The following is a 13,337-nucleotide window of genomic DNA, read 5'->3' as shown; positions in this document are numbered from 1 at the left end:
TAATCGGTTATTTGATTGCACGTTGAAACAATCCGAAAACAGCTGCCTTATATCCATATCATTCCTAGAAATTATAGGTTTTGTTTTTAATTATTTTGAAATATAAATTTTGATAACTTTTTTTAAATATGTAAACTACATTGTTTTACCATTTAATGCAAGTTTTTTAGAATGATTTTCTAATTAAATTATAAAGATAGCAATGTTAAGTGTTTAAGATTAAGCTTGGTACTAACTACTATTTATTAGTCTAGAAGAGTGTAAATTGAAGGTATATCGGTTATTAAAGCTTATAAAAGAAAACCTAAAAATGACCATTCGCTAATGTGTTTATCCCTGTGTGTACAGGGAACACAATTTATTGTAACAAAAGATCTTGTGCTTGATCGGTTTATCCCTGTGTGTACAGGGAACACCTCCCAATAATTGGCGATGTTGCGTATCAACGCGGTTTATCCCTGTGTATACAGGGAACACAGCTAATTCATTAGCAACTAAATAAAAATCTGCGGTTTATCCCTGTGTATACAGGGAACACGCCAGCTCTCATACGGTAAGCCACCTCCGGAACCGGTTTATCCCTGTGTATACAGGGAACACAAGAGGTATTCGATTAGATCCTGAAAGTAATTCGGTTTATCCCTGTGTATACAGGGAACACATACACCGTCACCTCTTTAGGGTCTAACACCACGGTTTATCCCTGTGTATACAGGGAACACAATTTTAGGCGGTACTAAATCGGAATAATCGTCGGTTTATCCCTGTGTATACAGGGAACACGGATTTTGTGCTACACCCATACGCCAAAAACCCGGTTTATCCCTGTGTATACAGGGAACACTCTAAACGTAGCTATTTGTTTTATTTAAACTTATAGCGACCACGAAATTCTACCAGATTTTTTTAATTTTTAAAGAACTTTAACTTATTGATTTTCAATAGGTAAAAAAGATACCAACCTGAGCCCATCGAGTTCTACCGGCACTCTTCTGTTAGTACCATAAGTTTGGAAGTCAAATCCAGACTCAGTATTGGTTGCCCAAGCAAGTACAACATTCCCTTCTTCAGCAAGCTCGATGATTTGTTGCCAAATCATCTCCCTTACCGGTCTGGAAATATCACCTATGTAAACACCAGCTCTGATTTCTAATAACCAAATAGCTAAGCGTCCTCTTAATCTAGGTGGGACATTTTCAGTCACCACAACACACATACTCATGATTAATGGCTCCTAAAGCCACTATCGGCAAGTGATTGAGGTTCTGGAATCGCAGGTGGTAGTACATCATCAGGAGGCGGTGGAGGTTCAATACCTCCAGCGGATAATACCTCTTCAATCAGTGGAATTAATGTCGTCAATGTTTTTTGACTTCTAAAAATATCGCGACAAGCAATGCGCACTTCACGATCAGGGTCAGCTCTATTTTTAGCTGCAATTTCAAACGCTTTGGGTACCACTGTATCAAATTTTATAATATCGGCAATATCATAAACAAACGAGAGCGGTTTTCCGCTATGCACAAAACCAATAGCTGGTGCATAACCAGCTGCCAAAACCGCTGCTTCGGTAATACCATAAAGACAAGAAGTGGCAGCACTGATACATTGATTGACCGTATCGCCTTTTTGCCAATCTTTGGGATCATATTTACGTCCATGCCACTTAACACGATACTTTTTGGCTAGTAATGCATAAGTTGCACGTACACGAGCGCCTTCAACACCTCGTAATTGTTCAATAGAACGTCGGCTAGGAGCCGGCTCACCAAATCGCAGTTCAAACATTTTTTTGACAACTTTTAGACGAAGTTCATCATCCAAAGCTAATTTTGCTTGATAAAGTAATTTGTCCGAACGGGCTCCCCCAGGTTGACCTGTCGAATACATTCTGACGCCAGCCTCACCTACCCAGACTAACAGTGTCCCCACAGTTGCGGCTAATCTAACCGCTGCATGTGATACTCGTGTACCGGGTTCAAGCATGATACAAGCAATAGAACCAACGGGAATGTGGGTTCTAACGCCTGTTTTATCTATTAATACAAAAGCACCATCTAAAACATCAATTTGTCCATATTGTAGGAAGATCATTGATGTTCTATTTTTTAAAGGAATAGGATTCAGTGGAACATACACCATATCAAATATCCTATTGACAGTGTTTGATTAAAAATAGTCCACAGCCAAATCCTTTGCTTTTACCAATACCTTGATAAAGTGTAGCTAAAAATAGTTTTGGATCAGTAACAGTTAAAACCCCTTCAAAATCAACACTACTATAACTAATCGGTTCAAGTTCTGACTTTTTATTAAGCAGATGTTGGTTGTAACTGATAACATTACAGCAGACTGCTGAATGATCATTTTGTTGTAATGAAAATCCACGCTTTTCACTTTGCTTAATCAACCAATCTATGGCCGCTTGATATTGCTGAGCTTTGATCTCATTCGATGATAATCCCTGTTGTTTAGCCTGATACTTAGCGTTCATCATCACATCACAACGTTTTCCTTGTTTCATAACAACAGGATTGGCACGTAATAAAAAACTTAACTTCATCCCTGTTGTTAATTGCGGTGCATAAAGTTTTGTATCGACTTTAAATAATTCATGATTGGTAAGCGGTGCAACTTCAGATAAAAGATAAAACAGAGGTTTTTTAGTCTTTTGATCTTTATGAAATAAAAATGGACGTTTATTTTCATCAGGAAACAGTTGCCATAACCATTGATGCATAGCATATTCACCAGCAGACCACCATTTTTGTTGCATCACATAAGGAAGCCGCTCAAGTTTTAGCTCGACTTTCGAAAAATACATTTATTCGCTCCTTTTTAAGTGTCCTGTATATTGCTGACGATTGATAAATTGCCAACGCTTCCGATTAATGGGCTGATCTTGTCGAAGTTGTACTTTAATTACGTCAAAATGCGCTTCTTGATCAGGATGATCCCAATAATATTCGTTAGCATCACTATCAATTAAATCTTTAAGGATTGAATCACATTGGTGATATTGACGATAATGGTCATCAGCGAAGACAAAAGCATCATTAAGCTCACCTTCATAAATCACCGGCGCTAATGGCAATGACAATGGCGAGTTTTTCCTGCCCACATAAAGTGGAAAGACAGGCGTTAATAATGCCTGCTTTATCTGCTCTAAAGAATAAGGAGCGCCTTTTGTTTCGGTAATAACAATTTGATAATAGACATCGTTGTAATATTCACGATGAGTTACCAAAGTATTAAAATCTTCCTCATCAATCTTTTTAGAATTTTTGCTTTTAGAGATTGGAAATTGAACAGTATGAAAATCATACAACCAACTTCCTTTAACAATAAAAGGGCGAGAAGCAATAAAATAATGCTGATTGAAAGCATCAATACATTCATCATTACGCCGAATACCTAATGCTGCCGCCAAAAAACCTAATACAGCCGAGCGGGAAGGAATAATATTGCTGTGGCGAACTTCGCCAACAGCCGGTTCCCCCCACGATGTGAGCGGTGCATAAATCTGAAAAATAAGATGTTTTATCATCTTGACTGCTCCTTATTTTTCCGCAACAAACGTTAATGCAGCTGCAAGTGTCCCTTCTCCACTTTCAATATTGAGTTTGTAGCGATCATCCGCACATTGACCGTAAACTTGATCAAACTTATCCAATTGTTGCTCTAATCTTGTAATAGCATCATTCACCATATCTTGGCTACGGATAGGATTAAAATAAGCAACAGCAAGTGAACGTGGTTGCTGAGTACCTTTTTCAATCAATAAATAAGAGGCATAAGCACGTGATGCAAAGCTATTTTGCATGCCTGTTGGCGCCACTTTTATAGCGGATTCAGTTAATGCTTTTAGTGTCTTTTCAACCAATGCTTCATCACCATTTAAGTTATCAAGGAGTAGATCACGACTAATACAGATATAAGTATAGAACAGTGCCGAGGCAAATCCACGTTCGCCTAAGTGCCCTGAACTCGCATCTTTTCCTTTATCATTTAAATCATCAACAGCAGTAAAAAAATCATCTTCTATAGAAATTGCACTCACACTTAAAGCATGAGCAACTTGACAAGCAGCTTCAATGTTAAATTCTGTTTTACCCGCTAACATGCGACCAAATAGTGCAATATCAATGCTACTATTTTCTTGACGAGTTTTAATTAATTTATTCAATTCGTCTTGGGTAGGTTCTCTTTTCTGATTAATTAATAGTGCAACTAGTCTTTTTATTTCCTGTTGTTCATTATTACTAATATGAATAAGTTGATCCATATCGAAGTTTACTTTTGATTCTTCGGATTTTTTTTCCTTTTTTTCTGTTTTTTTATCAGTTTCATCATCTGAATTTTCTTTTTTATTTTTTTGAAAGTGTTCCCTTATTTTTATCGCACATGATTTTGCTAGCTCTTCTGATAATCCATTGTCTTTCATATGGTTATAAACCCATTCAGTAATAAATTTACGAGAACGAACACCTATATTTTCAGTTAGTGACTCAGTAAAAAAGTCTGATTTTCTCCAAGCACGCTTTAAACTCTGAGAAGAAATACGTAAACGTTCACTATTTCCCATTTTAGCTGTTTTCGGACGACCTAAATCATCACGATTTAAATTTGAAGGTGCATAAGCAGTTAATAAATGTAATTGTAAAAATGTACTCATAATAGTTATTCCTTAATTGATTTTTCGGTCGAATAGTAATCCATTGCCCAACGAACAGAATTACGTTTAAATGGTTCCATATTATTTAATAAATTTTTTTGACGATTATTTTTCTCTTTAACCCATAAAAAGATACTATCAGCAAGTGAAAAGAGATTTACACCACCATCACCACGCAATTTGACAGCACGAATTAAACGTCGGCAAAACTCTTCTTCTGTATCACTTGCAAGAAGTTGGTTAAAACGCAAAGAAGACATGATATTTCGTTCATTTTTTTTATTTTTCTCACTTAATTGAGATGCAAAAGAAGCATTTTCATTATTAGCTTTAACAAAAACGGCAACAGCAACAAAAATTGCAAGTGCTTGATGATGATTATCTGAAGCGATTAGAGAACTCTTTTCTTCAAATAACTGATTAGCTAACAACCAATAACCTTCTTTGAGCATTACTCCATTAGGTAAAGATGATCTTTTCAGCTCTGCACGTAACTTTAAACCATTGTATGCTTTACCAAAGAAATAACATTCTTGAACCTGTAACTTAGAAAACCATTTAATAATGATTGCTTTGTGATCATCATTAAGAATGAGGGTTTTTTTTATAAGATATTTTGACACGTTATTCTCCTTATACGTAATCAAAGTTATTTGCTAATTTTTAACTTTCTATTTTTCAATTTATTAAATTTATTGATTAAATTTTCTCTACCACTAATTTCTTTACAAACCACTTGATTAGGTTTTTTATCTTTTGAATAATTAAAAGACTGGTCAGGATCACCAAAAGCAGCTTTATCATAAACTTGGATAATATAATGTAATAATGTCTTAGCGAAATCAGCTAACAATGGTTGCCGACCACTAGGATTATCTTTTGATGTTATTAATTGTTTTACCAACTGATAAAATGGCAATTCTGTCTCTTTCCAGAAGGCAATATCAATTGAAGTTGACTGTTTATTGATTGCCGTCATCGCATTACGCAAAATCGGTAATGCATCTTTACTGAGTGCTAATGCTTTTGCAATTAACTCTTGTAAATCACTGTTAGGATCCGCCAAATCTGGGTAGACAGGGAATGTGTGTTCATACCAACAACGGGCTTTCATATTGTCGAAATCGTAACCAAAACACCATAAATGATAATGTTGTTTATCTTTAAAGTTTCGATCAAGATGAGTGGTAACCACTCTAGCCGAATGCATATCATCATTGGCACTTACCATACCTAACCAATCTCGATATACTAAGCCACCCGGTTGCCCTTTAATCGCAAGTTGCTCGCCGGTCTTTTTATTTGTGCGATAGGGCGTTAGTGGATGTAGCCAATGTTGATATTGAATGCCATAATTTTTAGTTTGATATTGGGTAATCAGTTGTGTCGAGGTTTCACCACAAATGTCACATTGCCCTTGCTCAGTTTGGTGAAAATCTAACTCAATTCGCCGAGGCATTCCCCAAAAAGCTTGACAGAAATTAGCTTGTTCAGGAAATAAACTTAAATTTTTTGGCTTTTCACTAGTTTTCGTTGCGGCTAACCAAGGAAAGACTGATGCATCAAACTGCTGCGGTCTTTCTTCGTCATCTAAAGGGATCACATTTAACCACAATTTTTTCCATAAAGGAGTCGGTTTATTCAGTTCAGGCATGATTAAAGTCGTGATAGGCCCTCCACCACGCAAACTTACCCGATGTCCTTGACCACCCGATGGGGCATTAGTTTGCAAAGTGAATAGCGTTATGACGGCGCAATGTGGGCACATCACTTTGACAAAACCACGTTTAACAAAGTGATCGGTGTTTTTTTTCAATGCATTCTCACCCGGAGCGTCAATTAATAAATTCGTTATAGGTATTTTCTTACCCTCCAATTTAGCAAAATCTTGCATAAAAGAGGGTTTTGTTGCGCCAAATTGCATAGCAGTTCTGACTTGTTCAAACGCTTCGGTTAGTTGTTGTAATGAAAAACCATTATTCCAATATTCTCGCCACTCTGAATTATCTTCGGGCGATAGTGTGGTTTGTAATAAACCAATAAGAAACTGGTAAGCCGCACCTTGAAAATCGGGTCTTAAATAAGCTAAATCTGAAATGGTTTCATCAACCAGTTGGCTGGGTTGAATTTTACTAAGGTGACCATCGAAATGAACAACCGGTATCCATTTTTCGTCTAATAAAGATAAAGTAGACAAATTTTACTCCTTGATTTCATGTATATAATCGGCGTCGTTAACTCACACCGATTATCTATTTAATTATAAATTATTACACCATTTAGATTATGATTTATTAATTTCAACACCAAATGAATATTTATGTTTTTCGTTTAAACCTATTGTTTTACTGAATACAAAAACTAAAGATATTTTTTTAAATTTTATTAATCGCATCATCCATCCTCAAATTGGAGTTAATGATTGAAAATATTAGTAATGCATGTATACTCAAGGAGCAGTAATCCATGGTGGTTACGTGCAATTCTAACCCATGTTGGCTAGCTTGTAACCAACCATGATCAATTTACCACAATAGAAAGAGACATTGCAACAAAAATAACAAGACGGATAGAAATATACTATATATGCAAATAAAAAAATTATTAATTTTGTATTTCTGTGATAAAATATTAACTGTTCCTTATAATAATAGGGTTAAACCAACGGATAGCAAAAACTATATTCAGTTCCCCACTATGGTGGGGATTTCCTATGTTAAAATCACCTAAATTTATTTAACCAAAAAATTACATTTTTTACGATAAATTAATATTAAAAATGTGATTCACTACAAATTTTTACAAAATTTGCATTTAATAGCTTGTATTATTTATTAATTTAATCTTTTCTTGCATGGCTTTCTAATAATTAAAATCACGCACATTATGTGCAACCTTAGAACGGTAAAATCTTTAACATTACTTATATTAAACTAGCGACATCAAGCCGGTTTGCCACTATAATTGCTTGTTAAAAGCTATTATGAAACTGATATAAAATGTAAAAGCTGGTAGATAAATCTAATGTTGAGAGAGTTATGAATCCTAAAAATAACACTAAATTTCCACTAAATAATCATCAAAATCCCCTAGACAATCCTCATCAGCTTGATAATGGGCAGGTAAAAACCAAGGTATCCTTGATTTTTTCGATCATTAGCAAAATAACGCCGTTTTCAATGTTATGGATCAGTTTTGTTTTAACTTATGGGGTTGTTTGTATGTACACGAATGCGGTTGGACAAGATGAGTTTTACCGCTTTATCTTCTTTTTACAAAAACCCGTTGTGGTTGCACTTAATTGTGTAGCACTCTTGTCGGCACTGTTACACAGCATAATATGGTTTATCAAAGTCCCTAAAGCATTATCATTAACGACTGATAATAAGCAAACTCAAGCTTGGTTACTCATCGCCTGTTTATGGATAATCACAATTGCCGTATCAGTGTTATTAATTAAATTGATATTAAGATGAGTGGTGTTTAAATCATGAAAATTCAAGAATCAGAAACTAAACGTTCGAATAATACTGTTATCAAAGGATTATATGCCTTAGGGGGTACGTGGGCAGCTGTTTTTGTTCCGGTTGTGATGATTATCATTGGATTGATTATTCCTTTTGGCGATGCCCAAACACGTTCCTATATTTTAAAATTAGTTAGCAGTGAACCGGGTAAAATCTTTTTGCTATTGATGATATGCTTACCCATTTGGTACGCATTACAACAAATTTTAACTATTTTGCACCAGTTTAATATTCATCCTAAACGTGAAAAACTGTTAACTTTTGGTTTGGCGCTGGCATGGACGATTCACGCTATTTTTATTTTGTTTGTCAGAACATAAAAATTTAAATTGAGATTAGCGTTATTAGATGATAACGCTAATAGTTTCAAGATTAATAATAAGTGATTTGTCTAACTATCTTTACTTGTTTATCTGGTTGAAGTTTATTTACTCTATTTGCTGAAAGCCAATCTTTTTTATCATTGACGGTGAGTAATTGAGTCAAATAGTTAGCTGACTTCTTACCGTCTGTAAAATTAGTAGATTGAATTGACGTTAAGCGATTATTTTCATATTGATAAGAAAAATCACTTTCATTGCTTAAACCATTACTAAATTGAGTCACTACTTTTGCGAGTTTTTGATCTTGATATTCATACGTAAATAATGAAACACCATTCAAATCATTACCAGTATAGTTACCCTGCTCATCCGTTTCTTTAAGTTGCCAGTGCACATTTTTATTAACCAAACAATGATTGGTATCATATTGATAACTATCATTTTGAATAAAAATAAAATCAACCGCTTTTTTAACTTGATGAGACTGAATAATTTTACCGTCTTTATCAGTCGTAAACTGAGTTATACTGTTAGTTTTATCTTCAAAATCTTCGATAATATTTTCCCAACCTGTATTTATTTTTTGGAGATGTTCAGAATATAATCGTTTATTTTGAGCAGAATACAGCTCATAATGACTTAACGTAATTAGTCCGTTTGGATCATATTCTAATGAATGATTGGCATTCGTTTCATTCTCCTGCATACCTATTTTTTGGGTCGTTGTCGTTCTGATTTCTTGCTTTATTCCCGTTGCTGGTGTATCAAGATAATCATAAAGTTGGAAGATATGATTATTGGCTTCAACTTGATTTTGAGTAATATCATCACGACAATTCAGCGCTATGACATTAGTTGAAAACAATATGGATAATGGTGCGATAAAAAAAGGTAGTCTTCGTTTTTGCATAATTTATTGATAATGTTTATTTAAGATAATTTTTAAAAATGCGTATTAATGCGTTAATTTTTATTATTACTCTTTTCGCATCAACAACGCGTCTGCCCAATTGATTTGATTTTTTAGTTTTTTATTTTCTTTTTCTTCTTGCTCATTGATTTTATCTGAATAAATCAGTGTTTTATTTTTTGCTTTTAGCTTCATCGGTTTATCGAAAAAAGATAACAAGGTTTTTGTATATTCATTTTCAGGTTCAGAAAAGACTTTTTCACACAATCCTTGTTCGACAATTTTTCCTTCTTTCATAACAACAACATGATGACACATAGTATAAATTACGCTTAAATCATGGCTGATAAAAAGATAACTCAGTTGATACTTTTGTTGCAATGATTTAAGTAAATGGATAATTTGTTGCTGAATTGTATGATCTAAAGATGAGGTTGGCTCATCTAAGATGAGTAATTCTGGTCGTAAAATCAATGCTCTGGCAATAGCAATGCGCTGACGTTGCCCTCCTGAAAACTCTGTTGGATAGCGAAAACGCATAGCTGGATCAAGACCAACTTCAAGCATGATATCAATCACAGCTTGTTCACGTTCAGATTTACTTAGTTTTTTATGGGTTAACAATCCTTCACTAATAATCTGCTCAACATTAAAACGAGGGTTAAGCGATGAAAAAGGATCTTGAAACACCACTTGAATACGACTACGGAACGGGAGTAATTTTTTAGCGGTTAAATGATCAATATGGTGACCATCAAATAAAATATCGCCGTCAGATTTTATTAACCGAAGTATCGCCATTGCCGTTGTGCTTTTACCTGAGCCTGATTCACCAACCAGCCCCACGGTTTCACCTTGATGTATGACAAAACCGACATTATCAACAATTTTTTTCTTTTTACTGCTAAATAAGCGTTTTTGCGTTGTCACCTCAACATTTAAATGATTAACACTAAGCAGTATCCCCGGTGTTTCAGGTAAAACGATAGGTTCACCACTTGGTTCAGAGTTTAATAATGTTTGAGTATATGGATGTTGCGGACGTAAAAAGATACGTTGTTTATTATTATATTCAACGATTTGACCTTGTTGCATTACCGCCACTTTATCCGCTAATTTTTTTACAATACTTAGATTATGCGAAATAAATAGCATACTCATATTCAGTTCTGTTTTTAACTCTTTCAGTAACTGAATAATTTGCGCCTGTACAGAAACGTCTAAAGCCGTCGTTGGTTCATCAGCAATTAATAGTTTAGGATGTGTTAATATTGCCATAGCAATCATAACTCGTTGCCTTTCTCCTCCTGATAATTGATGAGGATAAGCTGACAATTTATTTTTAGGCTCTTTGATTCCAACCCGATCGAGATATTGCAATATTTCGCTTCTGGCCTCGTTACGTCGCATGCCTCGATGCAATGATAAAACTTCATAAAGCTGCTTTTCAACAGTATGCAATGGGTTAAGTGATACCATTGGTTCTTGAAAGATCATACTGATTTGATTACCTCGTACTTTACGAAGTGATTTTTCGCTGGCATGCAGTAATGAGTTTCCTTCAAACAAAATGTCCCCAGTTGGGTAAATCACTTGTTCGTTACGCAATAAGCGTAGAATTGACAGTGCCGTCACACTTTTACCCGATCCTGATTCCCCAACTAATGCAAGTGTCTCTTGTTCATGAATATCAAAACTGATATGACTGACCACTTGCGAAGTGAGATGAGCTTGTCTTTTGAATGCAATACTTAAATCTTGTACAGATAATAAAGGTAAACTCATTGATACACTCCTTTGTTTGGATCGAATGCATCCCTTACGGCTTCACCAATAAAAATCAGAAGGGAAAGCAACGTTGCAATAATTAGAAAAGCGCTAATGCCAAGCCATGGTGCTTGCAAATTATTTTTGCCTTGTAGTAATAAACGGCCTAACGATGGTGAATCAATCGGTAAACCAAAGCCTAAAAAATCAAGCGATGTTAATGTGGTAATTGAGCCACAAAGAATAAACGGTAAATAGGTTAAAGTTGCCACCATGGCATTAGGTAAAATATGACGAAACATAATTTTATAATTTCTAACGCCCATTGCTTTTGCTGCACGGATATAATCAAAATTACGTGTACGTAAAAATTCTGTTCTTACTATGCCAGCTAATGCCATCCAACCGAACAAAACAGTAATACCTAGTAACCACCAAAAATTAAGCGGTAAAATGCTTGCGAGAAGAATAATGACAAATAGGACAGGTAATCCGCTCCAAATTTCGATGAAACGTTGCCCAATCATATCGACTTTACCACCATAATATCCCTGTATAGCCCCAATGATGATGCCGATAATCGAGGTAAAAAGTGTTAAAAGAATAGCAAAAAACATCGATATGCGAAAACCATATAAAATATTGGCTAGAACATCAAAACCTGCATCTGTTGTCCCTAGCCAATGCAATGCAGAAGGTGGCGTCGGAAAGGTACTATTAGTATCGTAAATTAATGTATTATAGGTATAACGAAAAGGTGGCCATAACATCCAACCGTTTTGTTCTATTTTTTCTTGTATTTGAGGATCTAAAAAGTTAGTTTGCGTTTCAAACTGTCCACCAAATTCAGTTTCAGGATAAAAATGAAAAATAGGTGAATAATAGTTATTCTGGTATTTAATAAAAATTGGTCTGTCATTAACGATAAAATCTGAAAATAAACTAATAACAAAAAAAATCAAAAATAGCCAAAGCGAATAATAACCACGACGATTATGTTTAAATCGTTGCCAACGTTGTTGATTAATAGAATAGTGAGTGGTCATTAATTACGAGCCTCAAAGTCAATACGTGGATCAATCACCATGTAAGATAGATCACATAACAATTTAGTGATGAGTCCAATTAAGGTAAATATATAAAGTGAACCAAAAATTACCGGATAGTCACGTTGTATAATCGCTTCGTAGCCTAATAATCCTAGACCATTAAGCGAAAAGATAATCTCTATTAACAACGAACCGGTAAATAAAATGCCAACAAATGCAGCAGGAAAGCCTGAAACAATCAGTAAAGTCGCATTACGAAAAACATGCTTATATAAAATTTGTCTTTCGCTTAAGCCTTTAGCACGCGCAGTAATAACATACTGTTTTCGAATTTCATCTAAAAATAGATTTTTAGTTAACATCGTCAACGAAGCAAAACCGCTGATCACCATAGCAATGGTTGGCAAACAGATATGCCAAGCATAATCCTTTACTTTTCCCCAAAAATCGAGTTGGTCAAAATTATTTGAGATCAATCCTCGAAGCGGAAAAATATCCCAATAACTGCCACCGGCGAACAATACAATTAATAAAACAGCTAGTAAAAAAGCAGGTATTGCATAACCAATGATAATTAACATACTTGACCAAAAATCGAATGCAGAACCATCTTTAACCGCCTTACGAATACCTAAAGGGATAGAAATCATATAAACGATTAACGTACTCCAAAGCCCTAAAGAAATCGAAACAGGCAAGCTTTTAGCAATCAATCCTAAAACCGATTCACTTTTAAAAAAACTATTACCAAAGTCAAAGGAAAGATAATTTTTGAGCGTATCAATGTAACGTTCAAAAAGGGGTTTATCAAAGCCAAATTGTTTTTCAATCATCGCCACAACTTGGGGATCAAGTCCTCGAGCACCACGATAATTTGACTCATTTTTTTGATGCAGCGAAGATGATGCAGTGTTTTCACCACCGGGTAACAAACTTTGTCCACTATTGGCATCGTTTTCTATCATCGCTAAGGCTTGATCAACTGGGCCACCTGGAGCTACTTGTACAATAAAAAAATTGATCGTTAAAATAACAAACAGTGTTGGAATAATGAATATCAATCGACGAATTAGATAATTGAGCATA

At 35.0% G+C, this 13,337-nt stretch carries 13 protein-coding genes and 1 CRISPR repeat array; of the genes, 2 read left to right on the top strand and 11 right to left on the bottom strand.

Features of this window, described 5'->3' with window-relative positions; all coding sequences use genetic code 11:
• Window positions 1–326: 326 nt before the first annotated feature.
• Window positions 327–844: a CRISPR direct-repeat array (repeat unit 29 nt; unit sequence CGGTTTATCCCTGTGTATACAGGGAACAC).
• Window positions 845–928: 84 nt separating this feature from the next.
• From cas2e to casA, 7 genes are read right to left on the bottom strand one after another with little or no spacing between them, the layout of a single operon-like run.
• Window positions 929–1,222, bottom strand: a complete 294-nt coding sequence (gene cas2e / locus ACGH46_RS09600; protein WP_220216475.1) for a type I-E CRISPR-associated endoribonuclease Cas2e — start codon at window positions 1,220–1,222, stop codon at window positions 929–931.
• A gap of 2 nt (window positions 1,223–1,224) precedes the next feature.
• On the bottom strand, window positions 1,225–2,142 hold the full coding sequence (gene cas1e / locus ACGH46_RS09595) for a type I-E CRISPR-associated endonuclease Cas1e (protein WP_267351532.1): 918 nt from the start codon (window positions 2,140–2,142) through the stop codon (window positions 1,225–1,227).
• A 10-nt stretch (window positions 2,143–2,152) separates the two neighbouring features.
• Window positions 2,153–2,824: a type I-E CRISPR-associated protein Cas6/Cse3/CasE gene (cas6e, locus tag ACGH46_RS09590; protein ID WP_411605461.1), complete on the bottom strand. Its 672-nt coding sequence runs from the start codon at window positions 2,822–2,824 to the stop codon at window positions 2,153–2,155.
• Window positions 2,825–3,547 (bottom strand): type I-E CRISPR-associated protein Cas5/CasD, encoded by a 723-nt coding sequence (gene cas5e, locus ACGH46_RS09585; RefSeq protein ID WP_411605459.1) that lies wholly within the window; start codon window positions 3,545–3,547, stop codon window positions 2,825–2,827.
• Between the two features lie 12 nt (window positions 3,548–3,559).
• On the bottom strand, window positions 3,560–4,675 hold the full coding sequence (gene cas7e, locus ACGH46_RS09580) for a type I-E CRISPR-associated protein Cas7/Cse4/CasC (RefSeq protein ID WP_411605458.1): 1,116 nt from the start codon (window positions 4,673–4,675) through the stop codon (window positions 3,560–3,562).
• A gap of 5 nt (window positions 4,676–4,680) precedes the next feature.
• Entirely contained in the window at window positions 4,681–5,298 is a 618-nt protein-coding gene (gene casB, locus ACGH46_RS09575; protein WP_411605456.1) for a type I-E CRISPR-associated protein Cse2/CasB, read from the bottom strand.
• A 26-nt stretch (window positions 5,299–5,324) separates the two neighbouring features.
• Window positions 5,325–6,872 carry a type I-E CRISPR-associated protein Cse1/CasA gene (gene casA, locus ACGH46_RS09570; protein WP_411605454.1) on the bottom strand — a complete coding sequence of 516 codons (1,548 nt, stop codon included), beginning with the start codon at window positions 6,870–6,872 and terminating at the stop codon, window positions 5,325–5,327.
• Between the two features lie 841 nt (window positions 6,873–7,713).
• Here casA and ACGH46_RS09565 point away from each other — a divergent pair.
• On the top strand, window positions 7,714–8,151 hold the full coding sequence (locus tag ACGH46_RS09565; protein WP_411605452.1) for a hypothetical protein: 438 nt from the start codon (window positions 7,714–7,716) through the stop codon (window positions 8,149–8,151).
• Window positions 8,152–8,165: 14 nt separating this feature from the next.
• Entirely contained in the window at window positions 8,166–8,522 is a 357-nt protein-coding gene (gene frdD, locus ACGH46_RS09560) for a fumarate reductase subunit FrdD (protein ID WP_411605451.1), read from the top strand.
• A gap of 52 nt (window positions 8,523–8,574) precedes the next feature.
• Here the strand turns inward: frdD and ACGH46_RS09555 are convergent, their stop codons facing one another.
• The 4 genes from ACGH46_RS09555 to ACGH46_RS09540 form a co-directional block, all read right to left on the bottom strand.
• Window positions 8,575–9,435, bottom strand: a complete 861-nt coding sequence (locus tag ACGH46_RS09555; RefSeq protein WP_411605450.1) for a hypothetical protein — start codon at window positions 9,433–9,435, stop codon at window positions 8,575–8,577.
• A gap of 66 nt (window positions 9,436–9,501) precedes the next feature.
• The gene (yejF, locus tag ACGH46_RS09550; protein WP_411605448.1) at window positions 9,502–11,220 is read right to left on the bottom strand and encodes a microcin C ABC transporter ATP-binding protein YejF; all 1,719 of its coding nucleotides are present in this window, start codon (window positions 11,218–11,220) and stop codon (window positions 9,502–9,504) included.
• Window positions 11,217–12,248, bottom strand: coding sequence for an ABC transporter permease (locus tag ACGH46_RS09545; RefSeq protein WP_267360852.1), 1,032 nt, complete (start codon window positions 12,246–12,248; stop codon window positions 11,217–11,219). The genes yejF and ACGH46_RS09545 overlap by 4 nt, the downstream gene beginning before the upstream one ends.
• Window positions 12,248–13,336 (bottom strand): microcin C ABC transporter permease YejB, encoded by a 1,089-nt coding sequence (locus tag ACGH46_RS09540; protein ID WP_411605446.1) that lies wholly within the window; start codon window positions 13,334–13,336, stop codon window positions 12,248–12,250. Before ACGH46_RS09540 ends, ACGH46_RS09545 begins: the two co-directional genes overlap by 1 nt.
• Between the last annotated feature and the right edge of the window lies 1 nt (window position 13,337).

It is taken from the genome of Gilliamella sp. CG22, assembly GCF_046635725.1.
In the GTDB taxonomy this organism is placed as follows: Bacteria; Pseudomonadota; Gammaproteobacteria; order Enterobacterales; family Orbaceae; genus Gilliamella; species Gilliamella apicola_I.
Note: the sequence above shows the minus strand (reverse complement) of the source record. Positions and strands in the feature narration are given on the sequence as shown.

Bases quoted from the DNA above. Each gene is read 5' to 3' on its own strand.
- cas2e (WP_220216475.1), bottom strand. From the start codon at position 1,222: ATGAGTATGTGTGTTGTGGTGACTGAAAATGTCCCACCTAGATTAAGA.
- cas1e (WP_267351532.1), bottom strand. From the start codon at position 2,142: ATGGTGTATGTTCCACTGAATCCTATTCCTTTAAAAAATAGAACATCA.
- cas6e (WP_411605461.1), bottom strand. From the start codon at position 2,824: ATGTATTTTTCGAAAGTCGAGCTAAAACTTGAGCGGCTTCCTTATGTG.
- cas5e (WP_411605459.1), bottom strand. From the start codon at position 3,547: ATGATAAAACATCTTATTTTTCAGATTTATGCACCGCTCACATCGTGG.
- cas7e (WP_411605458.1), bottom strand. From the start codon at position 4,675: ATGAGTACATTTTTACAATTACATTTATTAACTGCTTATGCACCTTCA.
- ACGH46_RS09565 (WP_411605452.1), top strand. From the start codon at position 7,714: ATGAATCCTAAAAATAACACTAAATTTCCACTAAATAATCATCAAAAT.
- frdD (WP_411605451.1), top strand. From the start codon at position 8,166: ATGAAAATTCAAGAATCAGAAACTAAACGTTCGAATAATACTGTTATC.
- ACGH46_RS09555 (WP_411605450.1), bottom strand. From the start codon at position 9,435: ATGCAAAAACGAAGACTACCTTTTTTTATCGCACCATTATCCATATTG.
- yejF (WP_411605448.1), bottom strand. From the start codon at position 11,220: ATGAGTTTACCTTTATTATCTGTACAAGATTTAAGTATTGCATTCAAA.
- ACGH46_RS09545 (WP_267360852.1), bottom strand. From the start codon at position 12,248: ATGACCACTCACTATTCTATTAATCAACAACGTTGGCAACGATTTAAA.
- ACGH46_RS09540 (WP_411605446.1), bottom strand. From the start codon at position 13,336: ATGCTCAATTATCTAATTCGTCGATTGATATTCATTATTCCAACACTG.